The 25,766-nt window shown below is 73.6% G+C and carries 23 protein-coding genes; 11 read left to right on the top strand and 12 right to left on the bottom strand.

Translation table 11 applies throughout. The features are described 5' to 3' along the window. Positions 1–1,504 (bottom strand): flagellin N-terminal helical domain-containing protein (locus tag VQ02_RS00815; RefSeq protein WP_048442249.1); only part of this gene is annotated, 1,504 nt, incomplete at its 3' end. Positions 1,505–1,923: 419 nt separating this feature from the next. Between VQ02_RS00815 and VQ02_RS36600 the strand changes: the two genes are divergently transcribed. The 9 genes from VQ02_RS36600 (at position 1,924) to VQ02_RS00770 (ending at position 8,738) form a co-directional block, all read left to right on the top strand. Continuing rightward, complete coding sequence (locus VQ02_RS36600) at positions 1,924–2,352, top strand: flagellar biosynthesis repressor FlbT (RefSeq protein WP_048442248.1); 429 nt, start codon at positions 1,924–1,926, stop codon at positions 2,350–2,352. Between the two features lie 84 nt (positions 2,353–2,436). Continuing rightward, on the top strand, positions 2,437–3,309 hold the full coding sequence (gene motA, locus VQ02_RS00805; protein WP_048442247.1) for a flagellar motor stator protein MotA: 873 nt from the start codon (positions 2,437–2,439) through the stop codon (positions 3,307–3,309). A 66-nt stretch (positions 3,310–3,375) separates the two neighbouring features. Continuing rightward, positions 3,376–4,314, top strand: coding sequence for a flagellar motor switch protein FliM (locus VQ02_RS00800; protein ID WP_048442246.1), 939 nt, complete (start codon positions 3,376–3,378; stop codon positions 4,312–4,314). Further along, positions 4,298–4,591: a hypothetical protein gene (locus VQ02_RS00795; protein WP_048442245.1), complete on the top strand. Its 294-nt coding sequence runs from the start codon at positions 4,298–4,300 to the stop codon at positions 4,589–4,591. The genes VQ02_RS00800 and VQ02_RS00795 overlap by 17 nt, the downstream gene beginning before the upstream one ends. A 126-nt stretch (positions 4,592–4,717) precedes the next feature. After that, positions 4,718–5,071 carry a flagellar motor switch protein FliN gene (gene fliN, locus VQ02_RS00790; RefSeq protein WP_048442244.1) on the top strand — a complete coding sequence of 118 codons (354 nt, stop codon included), beginning with the start codon at positions 4,718–4,720 and terminating at the stop codon, positions 5,069–5,071. A 10-nt stretch (positions 5,072–5,081) separates the two neighbouring features. Beyond that, positions 5,082–6,113 (top strand): flagellar motor switch protein FliG, encoded by a 1,032-nt coding sequence (locus VQ02_RS00785; RefSeq protein WP_048442243.1) that lies wholly within the window; start codon positions 5,082–5,084, stop codon positions 6,111–6,113. A 77-nt stretch (positions 6,114–6,190) separates the two neighbouring features. Next, on the top strand, positions 6,191–7,255 hold the full coding sequence (flhB, locus tag VQ02_RS00780) for a flagellar biosynthesis protein FlhB (RefSeq protein WP_048442242.1): 1,065 nt from the start codon (positions 6,191–6,193) through the stop codon (positions 7,253–7,255). Continuing rightward, positions 7,252–7,692, top strand: coding sequence for a hypothetical protein (locus tag VQ02_RS00775; RefSeq protein ID WP_048442241.1), 441 nt, complete (start codon positions 7,252–7,254; stop codon positions 7,690–7,692). Before flhB ends, VQ02_RS00775 begins: the two co-directional genes overlap by 4 nt. A gap of 323 nt (positions 7,693–8,015) precedes the next feature. Beyond that, a complete protein-coding gene (locus tag VQ02_RS00770; protein ID WP_048442240.1) occupies positions 8,016–8,738 on the top strand; it encodes a response regulator transcription factor in 723 nt (240 codons plus the stop codon). Between the two features lie 52 nt (positions 8,739–8,790). On the opposite strand, the gene VQ02_RS00765 is transcribed toward VQ02_RS00770, so the two are convergent. The 6 genes from VQ02_RS00765 to fliF form a co-directional block, all read right to left on the bottom strand. Continuing rightward, positions 8,791–9,393: a transglycosylase SLT domain-containing protein gene (locus VQ02_RS00765; protein WP_053080093.1), complete on the bottom strand. Its 603-nt coding sequence runs from the start codon at positions 9,391–9,393 to the stop codon at positions 8,791–8,793. Further along, entirely contained in the window at positions 9,347–10,072 is a 726-nt protein-coding gene (fliK, locus tag VQ02_RS36595; RefSeq protein ID WP_157080434.1) for a flagellar hook-length control protein FliK, read from the bottom strand. The genes VQ02_RS00765 and fliK overlap by 47 nt, the downstream gene beginning before the upstream one ends. A 3,032-nt stretch (positions 10,073–13,104) precedes the next feature. After that, positions 13,105–14,355 carry a chemotaxis protein MotC gene (locus tag VQ02_RS00750; RefSeq protein ID WP_048442238.1) on the bottom strand — a complete coding sequence of 417 codons (1,251 nt, stop codon included), beginning with the start codon at positions 14,353–14,355 and terminating at the stop codon, positions 13,105–13,107. After that, positions 14,352–15,683 (bottom strand): MotB family protein, encoded by a 1,332-nt coding sequence (locus VQ02_RS00745; RefSeq protein ID WP_048442237.1) that lies wholly within the window; start codon positions 15,681–15,683, stop codon positions 14,352–14,354. Before VQ02_RS00745 ends, VQ02_RS00750 begins: the two co-directional genes overlap by 4 nt. 1 nt (position 15,684) lies before the next feature. After that, positions 15,685–16,458: a hypothetical protein gene (locus VQ02_RS00740; RefSeq protein WP_048442236.1), complete on the bottom strand. Its 774-nt coding sequence runs from the start codon at positions 16,456–16,458 to the stop codon at positions 15,685–15,687. Further along, positions 16,458–18,146, bottom strand: coding sequence for a flagellar basal-body MS-ring/collar protein FliF (gene fliF, locus VQ02_RS00735; protein WP_048442235.1), 1,689 nt, complete (start codon positions 18,144–18,146; stop codon positions 16,458–16,460). The genes VQ02_RS00740 and fliF overlap by 1 nt, the downstream gene beginning before the upstream one ends. A 195-nt stretch (positions 18,147–18,341) precedes the next feature. Here fliF and VQ02_RS00730 point away from each other — a divergent pair, with 195 nt between their 5' ends. Then, positions 18,342–19,127: an SDR family NAD(P)-dependent oxidoreductase gene (locus VQ02_RS00730; RefSeq protein WP_048442234.1), complete on the top strand. Its 786-nt coding sequence runs from the start codon at positions 18,342–18,344 to the stop codon at positions 19,125–19,127. Between the two features lie 159 nt (positions 19,128–19,286). On the opposite strand, the gene VQ02_RS00725 is transcribed toward VQ02_RS00730, so the two are convergent. The 3 genes from VQ02_RS00725 to VQ02_RS00715 form a co-directional block, all read right to left on the bottom strand. Beyond that, positions 19,287–20,777: an oligosaccharide flippase family protein gene (locus VQ02_RS00725; RefSeq protein WP_053080089.1), complete on the bottom strand. Its 1,491-nt coding sequence runs from the start codon at positions 20,775–20,777 to the stop codon at positions 19,287–19,289. Between the two features lie 75 nt (positions 20,778–20,852). Continuing rightward, positions 20,853–21,755, bottom strand: coding sequence for a glycosyltransferase family 2 protein (locus VQ02_RS34520; protein WP_053080087.1), 903 nt, complete (start codon positions 21,753–21,755; stop codon positions 20,853–20,855). A 6-nt stretch (positions 21,756–21,761) separates the two neighbouring features. Beyond that, a complete protein-coding gene (locus VQ02_RS00715) occupies positions 21,762–22,412 on the bottom strand; it encodes a NeuD/PglB/VioB family sugar acetyltransferase (RefSeq protein ID WP_048442233.1) in 651 nt (216 codons plus the stop codon). Positions 22,413–22,739: 327 nt separating this feature from the next. On the opposite strand from VQ02_RS00715, the gene VQ02_RS00710 reads away from it, so the two are divergent. Next, entirely contained in the window at positions 22,740–24,008 is a 1,269-nt protein-coding gene (locus VQ02_RS00710) for a glycosyltransferase family 4 protein (RefSeq protein WP_048442232.1), read from the top strand. Positions 24,009–24,264: 256 nt separating this feature from the next. On the opposite strand, the gene VQ02_RS00705 is transcribed toward VQ02_RS00710, so the two are convergent. Together VQ02_RS00705 and VQ02_RS00700 are read right to left on the bottom strand one after the other, a co-directional pair. Continuing rightward, entirely contained in the window at positions 24,265–24,696 is a 432-nt protein-coding gene (locus VQ02_RS00705) for a GtrA family protein (protein ID WP_048442231.1), read from the bottom strand. A 150-nt stretch (positions 24,697–24,846) separates the two neighbouring features. Further along, positions 24,847–25,626: an SDR family NAD(P)-dependent oxidoreductase gene (locus VQ02_RS00700; RefSeq protein ID WP_048442230.1), complete on the bottom strand. Its 780-nt coding sequence runs from the start codon at positions 25,624–25,626 to the stop codon at positions 24,847–24,849. Positions 25,627–25,766 lie beyond the last annotated feature (140 nt).

The raw sequence follows: 25,766 nt of genomic DNA, 5'->3' as shown, positions 1-25,766 counted from the left end.
CCGCCGTGATGATCGCCTGGAGATCCGTGTCACCGGCAGTGCCGACGAGATTGGCGATGTTGAGGTTGGCGATCGAGTAGGAGCCGCCGCCGGTGTAGGAGCCGACCGCGGTGTCGAGGATACCTTGAGCCTGGGTGGTGCCGGCATTGGTGCCGGACGCGGTGCGCGCCACGACCGTGCCGGCCGCCGCCGCGTTGGTGACGCTGGCGGTGAGGCCGACGCTCGTCGCATCGGCGCCCGCGATGGTGATGGCGGTGGTGGCGGACGAGTTGGTCAGGGTGATCTTGCCACCGGCGAGCGACGCCGTGATCGTGCTGGCGGTCGCCGCGCTCAGCGTCGCGTTGATCATCGCCACCACGTCGGTGGCGTTCACCGAGGCGTTGCTCGTCGACGTCGCGGCGCCGCCGAGCGCCGTGTAGCTCGCGGCGTTGAGGTTGATGGTCTTCAACGTCGCGCCGTCGTTGATGGTGAAGGTCTTCGTCCCCGACGAAAGATCGAGATTGCTGAAGGTGGTGCCGGTGACGATCGCCGGCTGGGCCGCGGCCGTCGTGGTGCCGAAGCCGACGTCGATGACCTTCTTGCTGCCCGACGACGCGTTGGCGAGCTGCACGCTCAGGGTCGACGTGGTGCCGGTGCCGGTCGTGGTGAAGGTGAGGCGCCCGGCCGAGTCGAGACCCGCCGTCACCTTGCCGCTGAGGTTGCTCGAGGCGGCGATCTGGTTGTTCAGGGCCGCGAGGAACTCGTCGGTGGTGACCTTGTTCAGGTCCTTGGCCGCCGACTGAAGGGTGGCCGTATTGAGCGTCAGGGTGCTGGCTTGTCCCGCCACGTTGACGGTCAGCGAGACCTCGTTCGGACCCGAGAAGTCGGCGGTGCCCGCGCCCGAGCCGAAGCCGGCCGTGCCGGTCAGCGAGGTCGTGGAGACGATCTGGGCGTTGGTGGCAGCCGTCGTCACGCTGGTCGAGTTGGTGTCGTAGAGCTTCACGCTCTGCACGTTCACGGCGATCTGCGAGAAGGTGATCGTGCCGCTCGCCGAGCGGGCAAAGCCGCCCACCACGTTCTGCGTCGCTTGGTAGGCGGTGTTGCTGGCCGAGGAGTTGACCGAGAGCCAGTTCTGGCCGCTCGAGTTCGAGGAGTCGGCGGTCGCCTTCATCTTCGACTGGATGGCGGCGATCTCGGTCTGCACCTTCGTGCGGTCGGTGCCCGGCGACAGCGCCGTCTGCAGCTTGGCGCGCATGTTCTGCAGGTCGGAGATGATGCTGTTGAGGCCGTTATAGGCCGTGTCCACCGCCGACGAGCCGAGGCCCAGCGAGTCCTTGACGGCGCTCAGCGAGGCGTTGTCGGTGCGCACCGTGGTGGCGATGGACCAGTAGGCGGCATTGTCGGAGGCGCTCGAGACGCGCTGGCCGGTCGAGACGCGGTTGCTGGTCGTGTCGAGTTGCTGGTTGATGCCCTTGAGCGTCGTCAGGGCCGTCATCGCAGAGTTGTTCGTCAGCAGGCTGGTCACGGCTGTTGGTTCCGGTGTTGCGCGTTGGCAGGAATGTGCAAGAGTCCGGGCTCGCACCGGTGCAGCGGAACGGCATCATGCCTTCGGGCGCTGCGCGCCCGACCAACTGCGCTTTGTACACATCCGGATTCTCACCGGGGTCAGCGGTCCGACATCATGTCCCTGGGCCCGGGGGAGCCCATCCGCTGCGCCTGCCGCCGCGGCCCTCCATGGGCCCCGCCGACACGAGGCACTATCCCCACCCGCCCCTTATCAAGCGATTAAGCCGCTTCCCGCGGTGCAGCGATCCGGGCGCGGCGACCTGGGACAAGCGGGGACAACCTCGCGGAAGGCCGGCGCTCCCCGCGCGCCGCCCCCAAGGCCCGGGCAAGGAAGCCGCCCTATGCGGGGCGGGACGGAGCGGGGGTCCCGGGCACAGGATGAGCGACAGAGGCAACGTGGCGGCACCGTCCAGGGGAAGGGATCCCGGCGGCACGGCGGCCGGGCCGGCACGCGTCGTCATCAAGCGGGGCGCGACCTTCTTCCTCAACGGCGCGCTGATCCGGGCCCAGGACGGCTTCGGCGCCGAGATCCACCTCGCCGAGGCCCTGCTGCTGCCGAGCCAGATCCTCGCCGCCGACGAGGTGCGCACGCCGCTGCAGCGGCTCTACTACTGCGTCCAGCAGGCGCTGATCGAGCCCGGGCGGGCGGCGGCCTGGTCCGGCGCCTTCGCCCAGGGCCTGCGGGACGCGGACGCGTCGGCACCCCGGGAGATCCTCGCCCGCATCGCCGACCTGGTGGCGCAGGAGCGCCTCGCCGAGGCGCTCGCGTCCCTGCGCCGGCTGATCCGGGCCGAGGCCGCGGCCTGACCCGGCCGGCGGAAAGGCCGGCAAAAAGCCCCGCGCAAGCCACCGGCCTTAGGGCTGTCACCATCAAACGGAGCGTTGCGGGACATGGGGATCTTCGTCGGCCTGCTCATCGCCATCGGCTGCATGCTCGGCGGCTTCGTGGCCATGGGCGGCCACCTGATCGTGATCTGGCAGCCCTGGGAGTTCGTCATCATCGGCGGGATGGCGGCCGGCACCTTCGTGATCGCCAACCCGATGAAGACGGTGGTCGATTCCGGCAAGGCGACCATGGAGGCGATCACCAACAAGGGCCCGAAGCGCCAGGATTTCCTGTCCCTGCTCGGCCTGCTCCACGCCCTCTTGCGCGAGATCAAGACCAAGCCGCGCAACGAGGTCGAGACCCACTTCGACGATCCGGCGAATTCCGAGATCTTCAAGAACTATCCGGACGTGACCAAGGACCAGAGCCTGGTCCTGTTCATCTGCGATTACTGCCGGCTGATCCTGATCGGCGGCGCCCGCTCACACGAGATCGAGGCGCTGATGGAGGAGGAGATCGGCACCCACAAGAAGTACGCGCTCAAGCCCTACGCGGCGATCAACACGGTGGCGGAAGCGCTGCCGGCGCTCGGGATCGTGGCGGCGGTGCTCGGCATCGTGAAGGCGATGGGCGCGCTCGACCAGTCGCCCCAGATCCTCGGCGGCCTCATCGGCGCGGCCCTCGTCGGCACCTTCATCGGGGTGTTCGCCTCCTACGGCGTGCTGGCGCCGCTCGCCATCAAGATCAAGGGCCTGCGCGAGAAGCAGTGCTCCGTCTACACCATCGTGAAGCAGAGCCTGATCGCCTACATGAACGGCGCCCTGCCGCAGGTCGCGATCGAGCACGGCCGCAAGGGCATCGCCGCCGCCGACCGCCCGACCATCGACGAGGTCGAGGCCGCCACCGTGCCGGGCGCCCAAGCCCGCGAAGCGGCATGAAGCCCCCGCGAGGCGGCATAACGATCACCATCCGCGAGGCGGCCTGAGGGCCTGGACACCCGAGAGATGGACCCGACGATCCTCAAGAACCCCGCCGACATCCGCGCCCGCATCCAGGAGGCCGCCGGCCTGTCCCTGGACCGGCTGCCGATGCTGCAGCTCATCTTCGACCGCCTGGCCACCGCCTGCGGCGACGGCCTCAAGCACCTCGCCGCCTCGTCGATCCTCTACTCCCTGAGCGGCGTCGAGAGCGGACGCTTCGGCGAGTTCCTGGACGCCTACGACTCGAATGCCGTGGTGGGCATCTTCCAGGCCCCGGCCTGGGACGGCCACATCCTGGTCGGCTTCGACCGCGACTTCATCTTCACCATGGTGGAGGTGCTGTTCGGGGCCGACGGCTCGGAGCAGCCGGTGGACGACGAGCGCGCCTTCTCGGCGACCGAGCTGCGCATCGCCCAGATGATCCTCGAGCAGGTCGGCCGGGCGCTCGAATCCTCCTTCGGCCTCGTCTCGAAGACGCCGTTCATCCTCGAGCGCACCGAGACCCGGATGGAGTTCGCGGTGATCGGCCGGCGCAGCAACAAGGCGGTGCAGGCCAAGTTCCTGCTCCAGGCGCTCAACCGCGGCGGCGAGATGTTCATCATCATCCCGCAGACGGTCCTCAACCCGCTGCGGCCGAGCCTCGCCAAGGTGCTGACCGGCGAATCGAGCGCCCGGCGCGACCCGCGCTGGGCGACCCAAATCGCCGCCGAGGTGCAGAAGACCACGGTGCACCTGCGTGCCGTGCTGGAGGAGCGCCACCTGAGCTTGGGCGAGATCGCCGGGCTGAAGGTCGGCCAGGTGATCGCCCTCGACGCCACGCCGGCGACGCGGATCAAGCTCGAGGGCAACGACAAGCCGCTGTTCTGGTGCCATGCCGGGCAGTCGCAGGGGGCCTACGTCCTGCGGATCGACGAGGCCATCAACCCGGACAAGGAAGGGGCGGAGCATGGTCTCGCTGGTTGACGGAGTGCTGCTCGCCGCCCTGGTCGGGACGAATGCCTGCGTGCTGCCGCTCTACCTGAAGCTCAAGCGCCTCGACCGCGCCCAGGCCGAGTACGGCCGGGCGGTCGCCGCCTCGGGCCACGCGCTCGCCAGCGCCGGGGAGGCGGTGCGCAGCTTCACCGGCGAGGGCCGCGAGGTGCTCGAGGCCCTGAGCCGGAAGATCGACGAGGCCCGCGCCACCCTGGACGCCCTCGAGGCGGGCCGCCGCGCCGCTGCGCCGGCCGAGGGCGGCCGGTAGCGCCGGGACCCGCTGGCGCCGGCGCCGCGCGTCGGTGCCGAGCGCCGGGGACGGATGCCGCAAGCCTCGGATCAGCTTGGGCGCATACGACTGTCAGGGACTTCCAGGATTCCACGCGAGCCCGCGATGAGCACGAGCCCCTTCCCCGATGCCGGCGCCAGCCCCGTCTTCCCGAGCCAGGGGTCCCAGCAAGGCTCCTTGCAGGCCGGCGACGAGCGCAACCTCGACTCGATCCTGCGCATCCCGGTGCTGGTGCAGGTGGTGCTGGGCTCGGCCACCATGCCGGTCGCCAACCTGATGAAGCTCGGCCGCGGCGCCATCGTGTCCCTCGACCACCGGGTCGGCGAGCCGGTGGACGTGATGGTCAACGGCCGGGTGATCGCCCGGGGCGAGATCGTCATCGTCGAGGAGGACAATTCCCGCTTCGGCGTCTCGCTGACCGAGGTGGTCGGCCCGGCCGACGCGCCGCACAACGGCTGATCGCGTGAACATGGCGGCGCCCCCCCCGGCCCTGCGCGGCGCCTCGCGGCAGCTCGCGCCCGTTGACCAGGTCGCGACCCTGCTCCTGGCCATGGGCAAGCCCGCGGCGGGGCGCCTGCTGAAGTACTTCGAGCCGGACGAGATCAAGCGGATCACCCACTCGGCCTCGCGGCTCGGCGCGGTGAGCCCCGACCAGCTCGACACGGTGGTGGCGACCTTCGCGGAGGAATTCGCCGGCGGCTCGAGCCTCGTCGGCACCGTGCAGGAGGTCGAGAAGCTCCTCACCGGCCTGCTGCCGGCCGACCAGGTCGCCGACATCCTGGCCGAGGTGCGCGGCAACGCCAACCGCTCGGTCTGGGAGCGCATGGCCTCGGTGTCGGAGAGCGTGCTGGCGAGCTACCTCGTCAAGGAGCACCCGCAGACCGCCGCCCTGATCCTGTCGCGGGTCAAGCCCGCCATCGCCGCCAAGGTGATGGGGCACCTGCCGCTTCCCTTGCGCAACACCGTGATGCGGCGGATGCTGAGCTTCAAGCCGGTGGTCGACGAGGCGATGCAGGCGGTCGAGCGCGCCCTGCACGAGGACTTCCTGATCAACGGGTCGCGCAACTCCGGCGCCGACACCCACGCCAAGATGGCCGATATCATCAACAAGATGGACCGCCAGCAGATGGACGAGGCGCTTACCAGCCTCGCCGAGGCGCGGCCGAAGTCGGTCGAGATCCTCAAGGGCCTGCTCTTCACCTTCGACGACATCGTCAAGCTGGCGCCGCGCGCCCGCACCACCCTGTTCGACGCGGTGCCCAACGACCGGCTGGTGCTCGCCCTCAAGGGGACGGACGCGGAGTTCCGCACCGTGGTGCTGAGCGCCCTCTCGGCGCGCGTGCGCCGCATGGTCGAGCACGAGCTCAACGGCGGCGAGCCGGCGGCGCAGCGCGACGTGATGGAGGCCCGCCGCAGCATCACCGACCTCGCCATGGACATGGCGGGCCGCGGCGAGATCGAGATCAACCCGGGAGGCGAGGATGAGGCCCTCATCCGCTGAGCGGCGCAGGGCGGCGACGGTGAGAGGGACGGCCGCGACGGCGCGCGCGCCGGGCCTGCGGCCCCGCGGTCCGATCCATGTCTGAGGAGACCGACCAGGAGAGCAAGACCGAGGCCGCCACCGAGCGGAAGGTGCGCGACGCGATCGAGAAGGGCGACGTGCCGTTCTCCCGCGAGGCGCCGGTCTTCGCCTCGATCCTCGGCCTGCTGGTCTGCCTGAGCCTGGTGGTGCGGGGGCAGGCGGCGGCGCTCGCCCGCGACCTCGCGTCGTTCCTCGACCATCCGGGGGACTTCTCCCTCGGCAGCGGCGAGGACGCGCTGACGCTGATGCACGCCACCGGCTTCGCGCTGGCGCGTTTCCTCACCCCGATCCTGCTGGTGCTCGCCGGCTTCGGGCTCGTCGCCTCGCTGGCGCAGAACGTGCCGAGCCTCGTTTCCGACCGCATCGCCCCGAAGTGGAACCGCATCTCTCCGGCCTCGGGCTGGAGCCGGATCTTCGGCCGCTCCGGCCAGATCGAGTTCCTGAAAGCCGTCCTTAAAGTCTCATCGGTCAGTCTCGTCGTCCTCCTGCTCCTGCGCTCGGAACAGGGCAAAGCCGTGAGTGCCATGTTCGTCGACCCGAGCCAGCTCCCGGAGCTGATCCTCACGACCGCGATCCGCCTCGTCTCGGCGGTGAGCATCGCCACGATCGTGATCGTGGCGGGCGATCTCGTCTGGGCGCGCCTGCGCTGGCAGCGCTCGCTCAGGATGTCGCGCCAGGAGATCAAGGACGAGCACAAGCAGGTCGAGGGCGACCCGAGCGTCAAGGCGCGCCTGCGCTCGCTGGCCCAGGACCGCACCCGCAAGCGCATGCTCGGCCAGGTCAGCCGGGCCACCGTCGTCATCGCCAACCCGACCCACTTCGCGGTGGCCCTGCGCTACGAGCCCTCCGAGGGCCCGGCCCCGATCGTGCTTGCCAAGGGCCAGGACCTCATCGCCCTGCGCATCCGCGAGATCGCCGAGGAGCACGGCATCGCGGTGATCGAGGACAAGCCTCTGGCAAGGTCGCTGTACGATGCTGTCCAGGTCGACCAGATGATCCCCGCGGAGTTCTACCGCGCGGTCGCGCAGATCCTGTTCTTCCTGTTCGCGAGACAACGATGATCCCTCACGACCACGATCTCGCGCAGGCCCGGCCGGTGTCCCGGGACGTGATCGCGGCGGCCGAGGAGGTCTTCGCGGCGGCGATCCGCGACTTCATCTCCGAGTTCTGCCTGCTCGACGGCAGCGTGCTGATCGGCTGGGTGCGGGGCGAGCGCCACGGCAATATCGCCGACCTCGTCGCCTCCTCGGCCGAGCCGTTCTTCAAGCACGCCACCCTGACCTACGCCGACGCCGCCGACGTCTGCCTCGACTGGGGCCGCTCGATGCAGGTGGTGCTCGACATGGAGTTCGCAGCCAAGCCCGTGACGGTGTTCTTCAAGCTCGTCCTCGACGGCTGCTACGTCGGCGTGGCGATCCAGCGCATCCTGGCCGAGGACGGCCCGCCGCTCCGCCTCGACGCCTTCGCCCGCGCCCTCTCGGATGCCCGCCTGGCCTGAGCCGGAGCCCGGCCGGGCCGCCAGGGTGCTGCTTCCCGGCGAGCTAACTCCGGCCTAACGCGTCCTCGCGCACACACTCCCCCACCGTTTCTTAAAAAAGCCCTGCGAAGCGGGCTCGCTGCGGCGTGGCAGTCATTGACCGGCCGCTGCGGCCCGGACATGTATTGGTGCGGCGCACATCGGACACCGCAGGGTTTCGGGACGGCGCGCGGGCCTCGCGCGCCGGACAGGTCAAGATTGCGCGCCGACGGGAACAAGACAGGTCGCAGGCCGGATCGGCGCGCCGCTGCGCCACCCGGCCGGGTCCAGCGGGGACATGACAGATGTATTTCTTGGTCGATGCCAGGAAATCGGTGAACGCGGGCTTCAAGGCCGGCTTCGATCGGGAAGGCGTATCGTCCTTCTCGCTGTCGCCGGAAGAGTTCACGAGCTGGATCGAATCGGCGTCCCGCAGTGATTTGGATGCGGTCCAGGGTTTCCTGCTGGGCGATTTCGACGAGCGCGCCCGCTGCGCGAGCGTGATCCGCCGGCAGTCCCGCGCCCCGATCATCGCCCTCGCCGACACGCGCTCGCTGGAGCAGACCCTGGTGCTGTTCGACGCCGGGATCGACGACGTGCTGCCCAAACCGGTCCACGTGCGCGAGATCCTGGCCCGGACCGAGGCGATCTGGCGGCGGGTCAACGGGGAACCGCCGCAGGCCGCCGAGACCGGGGACGCCCCGGACGGCGACCCGCAGGCCGTCCCGGCGGGCCGGGGCCCCGAGCGGCTCCGGGTGTTCTTCGACGGGCGCGACCCCGAGATCGACGGCGTGCCCCTCTCCCTGCCGCGGCGGGAGCGGCACATCCTGGAGTTCCTGGTGCGCAACCGGGGCCGGCGGGTGACCAAGTCCCAGCTCTTCAACGGCGTCTACGGCGTCTACAGCGACGGCGTCGAGGAGAGCGTCGTCGAGGGCCACGTCAGCAAGCTGCGCAAGAAGCTGGCGCAGCAGCTCGGCCACGACCCGATCGAGGCCAAGCGCTACATCGGCTACACCTACGTGGGGTGACACCGGTTCCGGGCGGCGACGTCCTGATGGGGGCTCATTGGCAGAACGCCCGTCATTGGCAGAAGGATTTGGCGCCGGGCGTCCACTGGCCGAAGCCGGTGGCCACCATGTTGGTGATTACCCGGCAGACGTACTGCTTCTGCGCCGGGTTGTTGTTCGGCCCGGCGTGGTAGCGGGCCACCGCCAGGGTCCAGCTGCCCTCCCGGGCCTTCAGCTCCTTGAGGAAGATCGTCGCGTACTCGACGTTCTGGCGCGGGTCGATCATCGCCTCGAGGGAGGAGAACCGCGCCCGGTGGTAATGGTGGTTGATCTGCATGCAGCCGAGATCGACGAGCTTCACGCCGCTGGCCTGCGCCTCGCCTAGGCGCCGGACCACGTCGGCGGCGCTGGTGCCGAAATAGGCCTTGCCGCCGATGTTCATGGCGTAGGGCTGCAGCGAGCCGCGATTGCCGCTCTCGGTCAGCCCGACGGCGTACAGCATGCCGAGGGGCACGCCGTGGCGCGCCGCGGCCTGCGCCATCTGCTGCTCGCAGACCCTGCCGGTCGGGGCCGTCGGGCCCGTCGCGGCGCCGGCCACCGTGGCGGCGGCCCGGGCGCCCGTCGCGGCGCTAAAGATACAGACCGCCGCGGCCGCGATCGCCAGGATGCGCTTCATCTCTCTGCTCCGTGGTCCGGCGCCCGCCTTCCTCGGGCGCGTCAGGGGTGCGGCGGGCCGGCTGGTCCGGGGCGGCGCCGCCCTGCTGGCCCTGTCCTCCGGTGGGGGCCTGGAAGGCCTGGCCGCCCTGCGGTGCCTCGGGCTGGCCTCCGGGCTGGCCCGCCAGGCGGCCGGCCTCGATCGTGACGAGGTCGGGCCGGTAGCCGGCATTGCGCACCAGCTCGGTCAGCAGGCCGCCGTCGCGCCGCAGCAGCTCCGCGGTCTCCTCGCGCTCGGCCCGCAGGCTCATCTCGAGGCGCCCGTCCTGGAGCCGCATCCGGACCAAGACCGGGCCGAGCTCGGCCGGGCGCAGCTGCAGCGTGAGGAGCCGCACCGGACCCTCCGCCTGGGCGGCGGCGCTCCAGGCCGCCGCGACCGCCCCGGCCCGGACCGCGGCGGCGTCTGGCAGGGACGAGGCCCCCGTCGCCACGGCATCGGCGATCTGGCGCAAGGTGGCGGCCGGCAGTGCCGGCGGGGCCGCGGCCGGCGTCGTCGCGGGCTCAGTCAGGCGGGCCGGGGCGCCCGCCGTCAGGTCCTCGGCGCGACGCTCCCCGGTCATGGCCGGGGTGGCGGCCTTACCCTCGGGCGACGATCGGCCCTCGGGCGGGGGCGCGTCGGGTTCGCCCTCGCGTAGGGCCATCGGCTCCGCCGCGCGGATCGCTGCGGGCGCCTCCGGGTGGAGCTCGACGGTGCGGTCCGGCGTCCCGGCCGGTGCGAGACCGGACGGTGGCAGACCGCTCCCTGGGACCGGCGCGGGCGATGCCTGCCGGCCTGCATCGGCTGCAGGCCCAGGCGCAGGTTCGCTCGCGGCGGAACCATCCACCGGCATCGGAGCCGGAGAGGCCGGAGCTGCGGATGGCGGCGCGGCCGCGGATGGCCGGGCTGCAGCCGGCTCCGGTGCGGGCGATACTTGCCCGCCTGCATTGGCGGCCGGCGACGCGGCCGGCCCGGGCGCAGGCTCGCTCGTTGCGGAACGATCCATCGCCACCGGAGCCGGCGAGACCGGAGCTGCGGATAGCGGTGCGGCCGCGGATGTCCGGGCTGCGGCCCGGTCCGGCACGGCGGCGCGAACCGGGCCGATGGCGGCGTGCTGCGCCAGCGCGGCGGAGGGCGCGGTCATCTGCTCCGGATTGCCACGTCGTGCGCCGTCGATCGCCTCGGGCATCGGGGCCGGTGCGGCGGGTGACGGGACGGCGACGGGCACGGCGTCTGTCGTGGCCGCAGCTGCTCCGGTCGCCTGCGTGACAGGCCCCACCTCCCGGGCCGCATCACGCGGCAGCAGGGGGGGCGCGGCCTCCGGGGCAGCCGTCCCGCCGGGACCGGCCGCCGCCGGAGCGGGAACGGTCCGAGCGTCCGGCGCCGCGCTTGCCTCCATCGGAGCGGCGGGTGCCGCGTCCGCCGTCGGCGGCACGGTCGCCGCGTCGGACGGAGGGCGGGGCTGCCCCGGACCGGACGGCGCGGCCGGGCCGGCCGCGAGGGACGTGAGCGATCCGCGCCCGTTCGCCGACACCGCGGCCGGAGGAGCGGGCGGCGCGTCGGGCGCTGCGGCGAGCGGCTGGACTTCCGACGCGGGGGTCGACGGGTCCGGCGCCGGCGCAACGGAAATGCGAGCCGGGGTGGTCGGACTGGCGGCGGGCGGCGCGAGCGCTCCCTTCTCGGGCGCGGAAGCGACGAGCGGAGGAGCCGCCGCATCGGCGCCGGGCGCTGCGGCGAGCCAATGGAGGTCCGACTCATCAGACGCGACCGGCGCCGCCGCGAGGGAGGCGCGAGCCGGGCCGGCAGGCGGCGCTGCCTCTTGCCTCGCGGCGGCGACCGGCTCGGCCTGCACAGCCTCGGCGATGCCGGGCCGTGCGACATCTGCCGGTGCGGCCGGTGCCGGGTCCATCGGCGGCCGCAGCACCGACCCGGCGCCGCTCGTCGCTGATGGCTGCCGCGGCTGTCCGACACCGTGCGGCGCGTCGATCGCGGACGGCGGATCAGCCGGAGGCCGGGCCGTGGACGCCGTCACAGGCGTCGGAGTGGAGGGCCGCGCGGACGGGGCCGCAGCGGGTGCAACGGCAACGGGTGCCATCGCAACGGACGCCGCGTCCGCTGCTCCGCTCACTGGCCGCGCTGCACCGATGCCGCGGGCCTCATCCGCAGCCGGGGCCGTCGCATCAGACGTGGAGGGCAGAGCCCGCACTGGCGGAGCCTGCACCGGCGGAGCCGGCAGCCGGGCGGTGGGTTGGGCAACCCCGGCCGCGGTCGGCGCCGGAGCCGCGGCACGTGGCGATTCGATCGGCGCGGCGACCTGGGGCCGGGTCTCGGCGGGCCCGTCGGCGGTCACGCTCCCCAGGTCGTCGGGCCGAAATGCAGGGCCCGGGACCCGGGTGGCGTCGGCGGCCCCGATCCTCCCGCGCGCGGCTTCCGGCATGGGAGCCGCCGCGGCGGGGGCTGTCGACGGGACGGACGCGGCGGGTCCGGCCATCAGCGGCTTTGAGACCGGCAACGGGTTCGTCGGACCGGGCGCGGCGACGAGCGTCGCCCGGTGGGCCGGGCTCTCTCCGCCGCGGGCCGTGGGCTCGGCCGTCCGGGGCTGCAACACGTGATCCCGAACTGCTGCTTCCTGCGCCACAGCGGGGGTATCCCCCCTCGCGAGAGGCGGGACGGGCCGGGGGTCTGTCGCCACACCGGGCGCGACGGCGGCGCCTGCTTGCTCGCGCGCACCGCGGCCGGTCGGCGTCGCGACGGGGGCGAAGTGCGTCTCCTGCGAGACCACGGTCACGGCCGCCCGCGCCGAGTCGAACCCGCTGGAGGCAGGCCCGCCAGCCGGAACGTCGGCGATCGGCGCCGGAGCGGGCCCGGGCCGGAATGCCTGCGTCGGCACCGGGGCCGGAGCGGTCGGAATAGGAAATGGGATCGCGGCGTCGGCGTGGACCGGCCTCGATACGGGGGCGAGCGGGGCGATGTCGGCCGGAGCCGGCGACAGCTCGGCGTCGGTCCCGGCCTCGACCTCCGGCGCGGACGCCGGATCCGCGTCTCCGGCGGAGCTCAGGGCCTCAGAGGGCGGCATGAGGCCGGCCGGAGGCGATCCGGCGCGCGACCGCGCCGGGTGCTCGGCCTGCGCCTCCGCCTCGGGCCGGGCGAGGGGCGTGCGGCGCGCCGGAGCGGCGGTCCGCAGGAGGTCCGGCGCCGCGTCACCGCGGGTGACGTCCGCGGGCGCCACCTCGTCCGGGAGGGGGGCATCGGCGCCGACCGATGCTGGTCCGGCCTGGACGACCGCATTGGGGAGAAGGACCGGCGCGGCGGGCGGCCGGACAGGCGCCGTCTCCGGCCGCGGCGCGGCCCCGGGGCCCGTCGTCCCGGCCGGGCCCGGTCCGGGTCCTCGGCTGGCCGCGCGCTCGACCAGGGCGACGATGTCCGCCCCGGCCGGACGATGGGACGCCGCGGACCCCGAATCGGCGAGGAGCGCCGCGAGGGTGCGGGGCGCCGTGTCGGCGGGTTGCGCCGCGGCATCAGGAGCAACGTCAGGGGCGGCGGCCTGCCCCACATCCAGGCCTGCGGGCTCGCGGCCCTCGAGGAGGCCGAGCATGGCGTCGAATCCGGGCCCGGCATCGGTGCGGGGCGCCTCGCCGGCGCTGCGGGCAGCGTCGAGGCGCGGCCGCGAACCCGGCAGCATGGCGTCGAGGGAGTTCACGGATCGGTCCTGTCGATGATCTGGTCGACCCGCGCGAGCGTCTCCTGCGCTCGTGCGATCGAGGCGGCCTCGGGGATCTGGCGCCGGCCGGCGGGCGGTGCGGCGGCGGAGGCCGGCGGCGCCGGTGGGGCACCGCCGCGGATCTGGCCGGCGGTAGAGAGGGCGGCGTCGAGGAGGCCGAGATCGGCCGGGTCGAGCCCGGCCCGGTCGACGGCGCGCAGGGCCTCGAGGCCCTCCTCGTAGCGGCCCTCGGCGACGATCAGGGCGGCGGCGCGGTAGAGCCGGGCCCGGGCGGCGGCCTCGGTGTCCGGGCCGGCGAGGCTCAGCGCCCGCTCGGCCGCGAAGGTCGCGGTCTCGCGCCGGCCCTGCTCCAGGCCGGCCCGGGCGACCAGGAGGTAGAGGTCCCGCCGTCCCTCCGGCTCGATCTCATTCAGCATCCGCTCGAGCTGGGCGACGCGGGCATGGTCGCTGTCGAAGTCGAGCCGCGTCAGGGCGGTGGCGAAGCGCTGGCGGAAGGCACCGGCATAGACCGAGCGGCGGAACCGGCGCAGGTACTGGATCGCCAGGGCCTCGAAGCGCACGGCGTCGCCGCCCTGGGCGTGGATGAAGATTTCCCGGCGCAGGGCCCCCTCCTCCACCAGCGTGCCGGGGGCGAGGAGCCGCGCGAGGGCGAGCAGCTCGATCGCCCGCCGGGGCGCCTCGCGCACGCTGAGCGCTGCCTGGGTCAGGGCGAGCTGGCCGGCGAGGCCGGGGGGCTGACCGCGCGGATCGAAGCGGCCGAGCAGGGTCCGGGCCTCCCGCTCGCGGCCCTCCAGATACGCGAGGGCGCCGAGCACCAGGGAGGCATCGCCCTCCGGCAGCTTGCCCGTCTCGAGCATCCGCCGCGGCAGGGCGGGCCCGCCGCCGCTGAGCGCGAAGGTCACCGCCGCCCGCACGTTCTCCGGCGCCGCCCAGGCCTCGGGCTCAAGGGCGAGCAGGCGCTGCTCGATGTGGCCGAGGAGCTGGCGCTGGGCGAGGTGGGCCTGGGTCGAGCCGCGGGCGATGCGGTCCTGCAGCAGTTGGAGCGTGCGCACCAGCTCGACCGGCAGGCCGCGGGGCGCCACCGGCAGGGGCTCGATCGGCTTCGGCGGCTCGCTGTGGCCTCCGCCGGCGGCGCGGGCCGGCGCGGCCGCCAGGAGGCCACCTGCCACGAGCCCCGCCGTCAGGAATCCGGCCGTGACCAGGCCGGCGACGCTGCGGCGGCTCATTCGGGCAGCCCCCGCACCAGGATCTCGATGCGCCGGTTCTCCGCTGCCTTCGGGTCGGCGGGGTTACGGGGCTGGCGGTCGGCGTAGCCCTCGATGCGCTCGATCCGGCCCTCGTCGACGCCGCCGCGCACCAGCATGTAGGAGGCCATCTGGGCCCGGGCCGTCGAGAGGCGCCAGTTGTCGTAGGTCTCGGAGCGGAACGGCCGCCCGTCGGTGTGGCCGCGGACCACGATGCGGCCGGGCCGGGCGTTGATCACCTTGGCGATGCGCTCGAGCGCCCGCACCACCTTCGGCGTCGGCTCCGCCGAGCCGATGCCGAACATGCTGAAGTCGATCTCGTCGGTGATGCTGATGAGGATGCCCTCGCCCGAGCGGCGCACCTCGACCTTCGGGGTCGGCGCGCCGGTGGCGAGCGGCGCCACCGCCTTGGCGATCTCGGCCTTCATCGCGGCGACCGCAGCGGTCTCGGCCGACTTGTCCCTGGACGGGTCCTTCGCCGCATCCTTCTGCGCCGGATCCTTGCCCTGCGGGGAATCCTTCGGGGCGTCCCTGGCCGACGGCTCCCGGAGGGCGGCCTCCTTGGTGGCCTCCTTGGCCGCGTCCTTCGCCGGATCGCGCGGGGTCAGCGGGAGCGTGGCCTCCGCCGACGCGACGCGGGTGGCTGCCTCCTTCAGCTCGGGGCGCGCCGGATCCCGCGGCTTGCCGGAGGCCACCTGGCCTGAAGCCACCTGGCCCTTGGCGTCGAGGCGGGTCTCGGACGGGGCCGCCACCGCGGTGCCGAGGCTGCCCGGCCGCTCGGTGCGGTGGCGCGGCAGGGGCTCGACCTGCCAGTAGAGCGGATCGAACGGATCCCGCGCCGCGTCGCCGCCGCTGATCCCGGGCTGGCCGGATTCGACGGAAGCCGCGTCGGCGCTCGCCGTGTCGCCCCGGTCGGCCTCGGCGGCGAGGCGGGCCAGCACCGCGTAGGGGTCCTGGAACAGGGCCGATTCCCGCGCGCGGCTGCCGGGCGCGACCTCGCCCCGGGCGTCTCCGGCCTTGCCCTCGGCCTTGCCGCCCTCGGCGCCGGGCTCGGAGGGGGTGTCGTGGGGATCGCGCAGGCCCTTGCGGTCGTGGGTGACCTCGGCGAGCTTCACCGGGTTGAAGTACTCGGCGATGGTCTGCTTCTGCTCCTTGCTGGTGGAGTTGATCAGCCACATCACCAGGAACAGCGCCATCATGGCGGTCATGAAGTCGGCGAGCGCGATCTTCCAGGCGCCGCCGTGATGACCGTCCTCGTGGTCGCCGTGGCGCTTGATGATGATGATTTCCTGGTGGCCGCCTTCGGACATCTCAGGCCTCCGCCACCGCTGCCGCGAGCAGGCGCGTCCAGGCGCCGAGCTGGGTGTCGATCACCGTCTGGTCGGCGCTGACCTGCACCTCGGCGGTCTCGGCCGCCGTGAACGTGACCGACGCCGCAAGCGGCCCGAGGCGGGCGGCCAGCGCCGCCAGCAGGTCCTCGGGCCCGCTCACCCGGACGCTCGCGGCCTGCGGCTCGGCGAGGAGCCGCGTCAGCGCGCCGCTCAGCTCCGCCACCGCCTGCCGGCGCAGGGCGTCGGTCAGGACCGGCACCAGCAGCCGGGCGATCCGCTCGGTCAGGCTGGCGTCGAGGGCGCGCAGGGCCGCCGCGAAGCCGTCGGCCAGGGCCTCAGCCTCGGCCTCGCTCCAGTGCCGGCGCGCCTCGGCGAGGCGGGCCTCGGCCGCCTCGGCCGCCCGCAGGCGCGCGGCCTCGGCCTCTTCCCGCGCCTGCGCCAGGCCCTGCTGCCGGCCGCGCTCCTCGGCGGCGGCCAGCAGCGCGGCGCGCTCCTCCGGCGTCTCGCGCCTGGCGGCCGGCGGCCGCACGGGCTGCGGGCCGACGGGCTCGGGCCGAAGGGGCTCGGGCCGCACGGGCTCGATCTGGATGGCGTCGTCGGCGTCCGCCAGCGGGGCCGCGGGCCGCGGGGCGCGGGCGAGGCCGGCCCAGGGGTTGCCGAAGTCGTCCGGGGCCGGGACCTGCACCGGGGCGCCGCCGCCGGGAACCGCGGGTCGCGAGAAGTCCGGCAGGTAGCGGGCGATCACCGCGTCCATCACGCCGGCTCCTCACGCAGGAGCCAGCGCTTGAGGATGGCGGCGACCTGCTCCTCGTCGACGTCGATCATCTGCTCCAGCCGCTTCTGCGGCGAGTGCTTCGCCTTCTCGGCCATGTCCTCGATCAGGCTCGCCATGGCGGGCATGCCCTCGGGGCCGGCGAGCGCCGGCTGGCCGGGGACGATCGGCCCGGGCGCCGGCAGGGCTCCGGCCTCCGGCGCGCCCGGCAGGGCCGCCGCGGCGGCCCCGGCCTCGAGCGCCGCGACCTCGGCCTGGGCCGCCTCGGGCACCGCCAGGATGGCGCGCAGCGCCGGGCGCAGGCCGAACCAGATCAGCAGGCCCGCCACCACCAGGATGGTGGCCGCGTTGATGAGGGTCGCGGATTGCCGCACCATCACGTCGGTGATGCTGAGCGGCGGCACCGGCTCCAGGGCCTGGCCGTCGTTGATGAAGCCCACCGCCGCGACCTTGATGGTGTCGCCCCGCTCCTTGCTGGCGCCGGCCGCGGAGGCGACGAGCTGCTCGATCTCGGCGATCTGCTTGTCGACGTTGGCCGCGGCCTCCTGGCCCTGCTGCCCGGCCGCGAGGCGCGAGCGGTTGACCAGCACCGCCACCGAGAGGTGCTTCACGGCGTAGCCGTCGCTCACCGTCTGGATCACCTTCTGGGAGATCTCGTAGTTGGTGAGGTCCTCCTTCTTGGAGGTCTCGTTGCTGGCGGTGTCGTTGCCGTCCGAGCGGGTGCGCTGGTCGGGCAGGTTCTGCTGGGCGCTGGTCGGCCGCTGGGCGCTGCGGTTCTGGCTGTTCTCGTTCTCGCGCACCGAGCGGACCGAGCGCGCGACCTGCTGGTCCGGGTTGTAGATCGTCTCGTTGGTCGAGGTCTTGTCGGTGTTGAGCTGGGCCGCGACGCTGACCTCGAAGTTGCCGAGGCCGAGATAGGGCGTCAGCGCCCGGCGGATCCGGTCCTGCACCTCGCGGCTGACGTCCTTCTCCAGGCTCGCCATCCTGCCGGTCGGGGCGGTGCCGCCCTCGTCGCCCGACAGGAGCAGGGTGCCGTCGGCGCCGATCACCGTGACCCGGTCGGGCCTCATGCCGGGGATCGCCGAGGCGACGAGCTGGCGGATCGCCTGGGCGCCGCTGCGGTCGTCGGCGGGCTCGGTGCGCACCACCACGGAGGCCGAGGGCGCCTGCTGGTCGCGCCGGAACGAGCCCCGGTCGGGCAGCACGATGTGGACGCGCGCGGCGCGCACGCCCTTCATGCCCTGGATCGTGCGGGCGATCTCGCCCTCGAGCGCCCGGACCCGGGTCACCTCCTGCATGAACGAGGTCATGCCGAGCGAGCCGAGGTCGTTGAACAATTCGTAGCCGGACTTCGAGCTCTGCGGCAGGCCCTTCTCGGCGAGCAGCATCCGGGCCTGGGCGGTATTGCCGTAGGGCACCAGCACGGCGGCCCCGTCGGCGCTGACGTCGAAGCGGATGCCGGCATCCTTCAGCACGCCGCCGATCCGGGCCACGTCCTCGCGGGAGAGGCCGGTATAGAGCGTCTCCTGCGCCGGGCGGCTCAGGTAGTAGGCGCCCAGGCCCACCGCCAGGAACACCACGAGGCCGATCAGCCCGAGGGCGGCGAGGCGCCGGGGCCCGAGCTCGACGATGTTGCTCCACAGCCTCTCGGCTTGCTCGCGACCGGACATGCCCCTGCCAATCCCGCTCCAGCACAGGCGATTTCTGCCTCATGGCTCTGTGACGCGGCTGCCTTGTGCGGAGGTTGCGGCCCCGGCGTGCGCCGGCGCACGCGGCAACGGCGGCCGCGATTGACGGATTTCATGATGATTGTCATCAATAATCTCATGTCGGCCATCATGAATAGGCCGGCCAGGAGCACGACCATGACCAGCGCATCGCCCGCCGCCCTCGTCACCGGCGCCTCGTCCGGCATCGGCGCCACCTATGCCGACCGCCTCGCCCGGCGCGGCCACCCCCTGGTGCTGGTGGCGCGGGACGCCGCCCGCCTGGAGGCCTTGGGCGCGCGCCTGCGCGCCGAGACCGGCGTCGCCGTCGACGTGCTGCCGGCCGACCTCACCGATCCGGCCGGGCTCGCCGCCGTCGAGGCGCGCCTGCGCGACGATGCCCGGATCGGGATCCTCGTGAACAATGCCGGTGCGGCGGCGCCCGCCGGCTTCTCAGCCGCCGACCTCGCGCCCCAGTACCGCCTGGTCGACCTCAACGTGGTGGCGCTGACCCGGCTCGCCGGCGCCGCCGCGCAGGCCTTCCTCGGCCGCGGCGGCGGGGCGATCGTCAACATCAGCTCGGTGGTGGCGCTGGCGCCCGAGTGGCTGCCGGGCGTCTACGGGGCGACCAAGGCCTACGTGCTGACCCTGTCGCGGGCGCTGCAGGCCGAGCTCGGACCCCGCGGCGTCTACGTCCAGGCGGTGCTGCCGGCCGCGACCCGCACGGAGATCTGGGAGCGCTCGGGACGCGCCGTGGAGAGCCTCCAGGGAGTGATGGAGGTCGGCGAGATGGTCGATGCCGCGCTCACCGGCTTCGACCGCCGCGAGGTGGTGACGATCCCGTCCCTGCCGGACGCCGCCCAGTGGGAGGCCTTCGAGGCGGCGCGCCAGGCGATGGTGCCGAACTTCGCGCAGGAGCACGCGGCGGCGCGCTACCGGGCCTGAGGCGCCGGCCCGTCACCTCGGGACCGGACCGCGCCGATCGGCCGTGATCGGGCGATCCGGGCCGGATGGCGAACGGGCCGGCCCGCCGGGCGCCGCGGCGCGGGCGGCAAAGCGATGATGGCGAGGGGACGGCCCGGGACCGGCGTCCCCTCCCCTCCCTCACCGGATCCCCTCGTCGCCGGCCTGGACGGCCGCGCGGGCGCGGGGGCGCAGGAGGAGGAGCACCGGGCGAAGCGTCTCGCGGACGTGGCCGGCGACCGGATGATCGAGGGCCAGCATGGCCGCGAGCCAGGCTGCCGCGCCGCCGAACCCGGCGAGCACGCCCTGCGGCACCGTGAGGGCGAAGCCGTGGCCCGACAGGGCGATGACCGCGAGCGGCGGCAGGGCTGTCGCGACGGTGACGAGGGCGCTGATCCGCACCGAGGCGGCGAGATCGGCCAGGGTGAACGGCACCCGGCGGCGGATGAAGCAGAGGGCGACGCCGACCTGGAGCGGGACGGTGACGAACTGGCTCAGCGCCACCGCGAGCGGCCCGCCCGACGCCGCGCAGGCGACGACGGCTGCGCTCGGGGGCAGGCTGATCAGGCTCGCCGTCAGGGTGTCGCGCAGGCCCCCGCTCGCCAGCAGCACCGGGTAGGTCAGCATCGCCGGGAAGGTCAGCATCGAGGCCAGCGCCAGCACCTGCACGATCGGCACGCTGGCGATCCACTGCGACCCGAGCAGGACCAGGACCACCGGCTGGGCGATGAGCGCCATCAGCAGGGAGACCGGCCAGAGGACCGCCGTGATGTTGGCGATCGAGGCGAGGTAGGACGGGGCCAGGCAGCGCCCGTCGCGCCGGTCGGCGGCGAACATCGGCAGGATCACCGAGGCCAGGCTGCCGAGGATCAGCTTGTCCGGCAGCTGGCTCACCACCTGCGCCCGGCCGTAGAGGCCGACGAGGTCCGGCCCGCCGACCCGGCCGATGAGGAAGATCGGCAGCAGGTCGTAGGCGCGGTTGAGCAGGGTCGTCACGCTGGCGCAGCCCCCGATCGCCAGCGCCGTGCGCCAGCCCTGGAGGCAGGGGCGGAAGATCCCCGGCTCCGGCCGGCCGGCGAGGCTCAGGGCCACCGTGGCGACGGCGCTCGCCACCGCGGCCCAGGCGAAGCTCATCGCCCCGAAGCCGAGGAGCGCCAGGGTGACGAGCACCACCGCGTAGGTCAGGCAGGTGCCGACATTCACCCACATCAGGGCGGCGAACTGGAAGTCCCGGCGCATCAGCGCCATCAGGGGCCCGGAGAACGGCACCAGCAGGAAGCTCAGGCCCAGCACCCTCAGGTAGGGTTCGAGCAGCGGCTGGCCGTAGACCCGTGCCCAGAGACCGGCGAAGGCCACGAGCGCGACCGCGAAGACGGCCGACAGGGCGAGGAGCACCGTGAAGGCGGTCCTGGCGCTCTGGTGCGAGGCGGCCGGGTCGTGGATGATGTAGTTGGTGGTGCCGAAATCCCGCATCCCGTCGATGACCTGGACCAGGGCGACGCCGAGCAGCGACAGGCCGACCTCCTCCGGGGTGAGCAGGCGCGAGACGAGGGCAGTCTGGCACAACGTGATCGTGAGAACGAGGTAGCGCTCGCCCGAGAGGAGCAGGACGGCGCGCTTGACGAGGCTCATCGAGAATCCCTTCTTGAACGGCAGATCCCCGGACGGTGCGCCCCCGGACGACGCGCCGGGGCGTGACCGGTCGGGTCAGGGCGACCCGGCGAGGGCCCCGGGCGCCGGCCAGGCCCGGCCCGCCCGCCAGATGCGGGCGAGCGCCGCGAGGTAGCGCCCCGGATCGAGACCCGGGACGCAGTCCCGCGCCAGCGTCGCCCGCGCCTCGGCCGGGCGGCCGGCCTCCGCGAGCCGGCGGGCGTGACCGAGCATCAGGCGATTGCGGTAGCGCCGGGCGGCCGGCGCGAGGTCAGCGGGCACCGCGCCCTCGTCGAGGAGCCTCCCTAGAGTGGCGGCGAGGAGGGGCGGCGCCGGCAGGCGCCGGGACACCGCGTCCGGGCCCAGGACCGCCGTCGGCCGGGCGACGTAGCGGAACGGCCCCTGGAGGGCGAGGCGTCCCCAGAGATCGAGGTCCGGCCCGCATCCGGCCTGGAGCGGGAAGAGGCCGGCATCGATCGCCGCGGCCCGCTCGATCAGCACGGCGCTCGCCCGCACCGGCGCGGCCCCGACCCGGAGCGAGAAGGCGAACAGGTCGGCGACGCGGCCTGCCGGCACGCTCATCGGCAGCAGGGGCCGGCCGCTCCCGGACAGGACGGGATTGCCGAACACCGCGACGGCGTCGCCGAAGCGGGTCGCGGCGACGAGTTCGGCGAGGTGGTCCTCGCGCCACAGGTCGCCGGGATCGAGGAAGGCCACCCACTCGGCCCGCGCCGCCGTCACGCCGCGGTTGCGGGCGGCAGCCCGCCCGGCGCCGTCCTCGCGCAGCGCCCGCACCCGCGGATCGGCCGCGGCGCCGGCGGCCTCCAGCGCCCCCTCCCCGACCGCCAGCGCCTCGAAGTCGCCGAAGGTCTGGGCGCGCAGGGCGGCGAGCGCCGGCCCGACGGGCACGCCCGCCCGGAGCGGGAGCACGACCGAGACCCTGGGGCCGGCGCGGCGCATGGCGCTTCAGGCCCCCATCCGCAAGGTGCGGGCGGGATTGCCCACGACCGTCGCCCCCGCCGGCACATCGCGCAGCACGACGGCGCCGAGGCCGACGAGCGCCCGCTCGCCGATCGCGACGCGCTGGCGGAGCGCACTGCCCGCCCCGACGTAGCAGGAGCGCCCGAGGCGCACGAAGCCGCTGACCACGCAGCCCGGGGCGAGCATCGCCCCGTCGCCGATCACCGTGTCGTGCCCGACGATGGCGCCGGGCCCGATGCCGACATGGGCACCGGCCACGACGTTGCCGGCGACGCTGGCGCCGTGATGGACGCAGGTGCCGGGGCCGAGCACGGCCCGGGACGAGACTGCGGCGCCGGCATGGACCAGCGTCGCGAAGCGCTCGGGCGCCAGCCCGGTCCCGGCGACGATCGCCAACCGCTCGCGGTGGCTGGCATCGCTGCCGATGGCGTTGACGAAGGCGACCGCCCCATCCTCGGCGAGACGCCGCGCCTCGGCGAGGCGCCCGAGCACCGGCAGCCCGGCGACGCGGTCGCCCTCCGGCCGGGCATCGTCCAGGAAGCCGGCCACCCGCCAGGATCCGGGCCGGCTCTCGACGAGATCCAGGATGTCGAGGGCGTTGCCGCCGGTGCCGAGGATGATCAGGGGGCGCTGCATGGCTGTGCCGGTCGGGCCGTGCCGTTTCCCGCCGCGGTGCCGCGGCCTCTCGATCCAGGCTAGCCGGCCGGGCCCGGAGGGTAAGCGTCGCAATCGGCGGACCGGGTCACCTCAAAAGATGTACGCGCACCCGCCGTTCTGGGCACCGACGCCGCCGAATTCCGCCGCTCCCGCGCCGGGGACCGACCTCTAGGCTGCGGGTCAAGACACGTCGCCAAGCCAAACGTCGCCAAGACGAGACATGTCGCCAAGACAAGACACGCCACCAGGTCACGCCGCTCTCGCGCGTAAGACCGGCAAGACGCGCATTCGGGAGCGTTCCGGCCCATGAAGATCGCCTACCTGGTCAACACCGCCCCGGTGACGAGCTCCACCTTCATCCGGCGCGAGATGGCGGCACTGGAGGCGCAGGGCGTCACGGTGCGGCGCTTCGCGCTCCGGCGCTGGCACCAGCCCCTCGTCGATCCCCTCGACGTCGCCGATCAGGCGCGCACCCACTACATCCTCAGCGGCAACCTGCGCGGGCTCCTGCTCGCGGCGCTTCGCCAGGCCGCGACCGGCCCGGCGGCCTTCGCCCGGGGCGCCTGGCTCGCCGCGCGGCTCGCCCGCTCCGGCGGCGGCGCGGTGCGGCACGCGGCCTACCTCCTCGAGGCGGTGTACTTCCTGCGCTGCCTGCGGCGGGAGGGCATCGCCCACACCCACGTCCACTTCTCCTCGAACGCGACCGCGGTGGCGCTGATCGCCCGGACCATGGGCGGGCCCTCCTACAGCTTCACCGCCCACGGCCCGGACGAGTTCCTGACCGCCGCCGAGGACGGCCTCGCTTGCAAGCTCGCCGGCGCCGCCTTCGCGGTGGCGATCTCGAACTTCTGCCGCGGGCAGCTCCTGCGGTTCGGCGGCGCCCAGCACCGCGACCGGATCGCGGTGGCGCGCTGCGGCCTCGACCTGTCGGAGTTCGTGCCCTCCGACCGGCCGGCGGGGGAGAGCCGCACCCTGGTCTGCGTCGGCCGGCTCTGCCCGCAGAAGGGGCAGGTCCACCTGCCGGCGGCGGTGGCGGAGCTTCGCCGGACCGAGGCACCGTTCCGCCTGGTCCTGATCGGCGACGGCGAGAGCCGCCCGGCGATCGAGGCCGAGATCGCGCGCCACGGCGTCGGCGACCTGATCGAGCTGCGCGGCTGGCGCAGCAACGCGGAGGTGCGCGCCACCGTGGCGCAGGCCCGAGCCCTGGTGCTGCCGAGCTTCGCCGAGGGCCTGCCGATCGTGCTGCTCGAGGCCCTGGCGCTGGAACGGCCGGTGGTGACCACCACGGTGGCGGGCATCCCGGAGCTGGTCGACGAGTCATGCGGCCGCATCGTGCCCCCCGGCGACGGCGCGGCCCTGACCGGCGCCTTGCGCGACATCCTGCGGGCGGACGGGGCGACGCTCGCCGCGATGGGCCGCACCGGCCGCGCCCGCGTCGCCCGCCACCACGACCTCGGCACCCTGGCCACCACCCTGCGCGACCTGTTCGCGGCGGCGATCGCCCGGGAGGGGGCCGTTGCGGTGCCGTCCGGGCGGGCGACGGTGGGGCGGGAGGCGGCGGAGGTGAAGTCGTGAGGGCGGAGGCTAGAACAGCACCCATCGCCCGCCTCCCCTTTCCCGGACGAGTGTAGCGAACCGGAATGAGATCCGGGATCCAGGGGAGAGATGCCGCGAAGCGGCTCTGTTTTTACAACGTCGCAGACGGACGGACACTCCACGAATTCTTGCGCGGGATCCAAGATATCCTTCCGCTGACGGTTCGGTCGTCCGGAAAATGTTAGGGCCTTACAGGCGCGCCGATACTGACCTCACCAAAAAATGCGGCAGCGTTTCACCGCATCCCCGACGCCCCTTCCGACAGCACCGGGACCGGTCTCGCCGCGAAGGTCCAGAGGCGGTGGCCGAGGAAGTTCCAGAACACCACCGCCCCCGTCGCCAGCACCTGGGCCGCGAGGTAGGGCAGGCCGAGCCCGCGGGTGAGCCCCGCCATGATGAGCCAGGTCAGCCCGAAGCCGACCGCCGCGACGACGCCGAAGCGCCAGGTCGCCTCCGCGTGGGGACGGGCGCTGGCATAGGTCAGGCGCCGGTTGAGCCCGTAGGACACCACGGCCCCAGCGAGGTAGCCGGCGAGCGCCCCGCGCACCGGATCGGCGCGTCCGGTCTCGACCAGGGCGGCGAGCACCCCGTAATGGACGCCGAACGCCGCGAGGCTCACCCCGACATAGGCTGCGAATTGTCGCGCGAGGGCCGGGAGCGCGTCCACGAGCGACGACGTCCGGAGATTCGATCTGGGTTCGCTCGCCACGACGCAACTCGACCAAGCCAGGGACCGACCAAGGCAGCCACGGCCGCCGAACCCTGGTCTACCGCCCGGCACTGAACCGAAGATGACCCGAATCCGGCGAACCTGCGCTCATCCCTGCAGGCGAGCCACCACCTTTCGGCTGAGCCAGCGCGGCATCAGGCGGGCCCCGAGCACCGCCGCCCGGTTGGCCGCGCCCGGGATCACCACCGCCCGGCCGGCGAGGTGGCCGGCGACCGCCTGCCTCGCCACCGCCTCAGGATTCATGACGTTGCCGGTGAAGCGCTTGGTGCCGTCGACATCGGCCCTTGCCGAGAACTCCGTCGCGGTGGCGCCGGGGCAGACCGCCGTCACGGTGACGCCGTGGGGCCGCGCCTCCTCGTAGAGGGCCTCCGACAGCGACAGGAGGTAGGCCTTGCTGGCGTAGTACGCCGCCATGTTGGGCCCGGGGAGGTAGCCGACCACGGAGGCGACGTTGAGGATGCCGCCCGCGCGCCGGGCGATCAGGCCCGGCAGCACCAGGCGGCAGAGCACGGTCGGGGCCATCACGTTGACCGCCACCATCTCGGCTTGGTCCCCGGCCGGCAGAGTGGCGAAGCGACCGCGCAGGCCGAAGCCGGCATTGTTGACCAGCGTGTGCAGGACGACGCCCCGGGCCTCGACCGCCGCGACAAGCGCGTCGGCCGCGCAGGGCACGGCGAGGTCGGCCGGCACCACCTCGACCGGCACGCGGGCGCGCAGCTCCGCCGCCAGCGCCTCCAGGCGCTCCACCCGCCGGGCGCTGAGCACCAGCGGCCGGCCCCGCGCCGCAAAGTCCCGGGCGATCCCGGCCCCGATTCCGCTCGACGCGCCGGTGACCAGCGTCCAGCGCGCATCTCCCCCCAGTCCCATGCTTCCGGCCACACCCTTCCCCTGATCTGATCGCCTATGCTAAGGGCGCCCAACGCAATCCCCGCCGCTCCCGGACGTTCCGCTCCCGCCTCGAAGCCTTCCAGGGTCCCGAGGCCGGACGAGGGACGAGGCCGGGCGCG

The sequence above is a fragment of the Methylobacterium variabile genome (assembly GCF_001043975.1).
Classification (GTDB): Bacteria; Pseudomonadota; Alphaproteobacteria; order Rhizobiales; family Beijerinckiaceae; genus Methylobacterium; species Methylobacterium variabile.
This window is presented reverse-complemented; position numbering and strand designations above follow the sequence as displayed.

Excerpts from the sequence above, each read along its gene's own strand:
- VQ02_RS00740 (WP_048442236.1), bottom strand. The coding sequence starts at position 16,458 with ATGGACGCGGTGATCGCCCGCTACCTGCCGGACTTCTCGCGACCCGCG.
- VQ02_RS00775 (WP_048442241.1), top strand. The coding sequence starts at position 7,252 with ATGATCCCTCACGACCACGATCTCGCGCAGGCCCGGCCGGTGTCCCGG.
- VQ02_RS00700 (WP_048442230.1), bottom strand. The coding sequence starts at position 25,626 with ATGGGACTGGGGGGAGATGCGCGCTGGACGCTGGTCACCGGCGCGTCG.
- VQ02_RS34520 (WP_053080087.1), bottom strand. The coding sequence starts at position 21,755 with ATGCGCCGCGCCGGCCCCAGGGTCTCGGTCGTGCTCCCGCTCCGGGCG.
- VQ02_RS00750 (WP_048442238.1), bottom strand. The coding sequence starts at position 14,355 with ATGAGCCGCCGCAGCGTCGCCGGCCTGGTCACGGCCGGATTCCTGACG.
- VQ02_RS00710 (WP_048442232.1), top strand. The coding sequence starts at position 22,740 with ATGAAGATCGCCTACCTGGTCAACACCGCCCCGGTGACGAGCTCCACC.
- VQ02_RS00725 (WP_053080089.1), bottom strand. The coding sequence starts at position 20,777 with ATGAGCCTCGTCAAGCGCGCCGTCCTGCTCCTCTCGGGCGAGCGCTAC.
- VQ02_RS00800 (WP_048442246.1), top strand. The coding sequence starts at position 3,376 with ATGGACCCGACGATCCTCAAGAACCCCGCCGACATCCGCGCCCGCATC.
- VQ02_RS00715 (WP_048442233.1), bottom strand. The coding sequence starts at position 22,412 with ATGCAGCGCCCCCTGATCATCCTCGGCACCGGCGGCAACGCCCTCGAC.
- VQ02_RS00765 (WP_053080093.1), bottom strand. The coding sequence starts at position 9,393 with ATGAAGCGCATCCTGGCGATCGCGGCCGCGGCGGTCTGTATCTTTAGC.
- VQ02_RS00770 (WP_048442240.1), top strand. The coding sequence starts at position 8,016 with ATGTATTTCTTGGTCGATGCCAGGAAATCGGTGAACGCGGGCTTCAAG.
- flhB (WP_048442242.1), top strand. The coding sequence starts at position 6,191 with ATGTCTGAGGAGACCGACCAGGAGAGCAAGACCGAGGCCGCCACCGAG.
- fliN (WP_048442244.1), top strand. The coding sequence starts at position 4,718 with ATGAGCACGAGCCCCTTCCCCGATGCCGGCGCCAGCCCCGTCTTCCCG.
- VQ02_RS36600 (WP_048442248.1), top strand. The coding sequence starts at position 1,924 with ATGAGCGACAGAGGCAACGTGGCGGCACCGTCCAGGGGAAGGGATCCC.
- VQ02_RS00785 (WP_048442243.1), top strand. The coding sequence starts at position 5,082 with ATGGCGGCGCCCCCCCCGGCCCTGCGCGGCGCCTCGCGGCAGCTCGCG.
- fliK (WP_157080434.1), bottom strand. The coding sequence starts at position 10,072 with ATGGCCCTACGCGAGGGCGAACCCGACGCGCCCCCGCCCGAGGGCCGA.
- fliF (WP_048442235.1), bottom strand. The coding sequence starts at position 18,146 with ATGTCCGGTCGCGAGCAAGCCGAGAGGCTGTGGAGCAACATCGTCGAG.
- VQ02_RS00730 (WP_048442234.1), top strand. The coding sequence starts at position 18,342 with ATGACCAGCGCATCGCCCGCCGCCCTCGTCACCGGCGCCTCGTCCGGC.
- VQ02_RS00795 (WP_048442245.1), top strand. The coding sequence starts at position 4,298 with ATGGTCTCGCTGGTTGACGGAGTGCTGCTCGCCGCCCTGGTCGGGACG.
- VQ02_RS00745 (WP_048442237.1), bottom strand. The coding sequence starts at position 15,683 with ATGTCCGAAGGCGGCCACCAGGAAATCATCATCATCAAGCGCCACGGC.
- motA (WP_048442247.1), top strand. The coding sequence starts at position 2,437 with ATGGGGATCTTCGTCGGCCTGCTCATCGCCATCGGCTGCATGCTCGGC.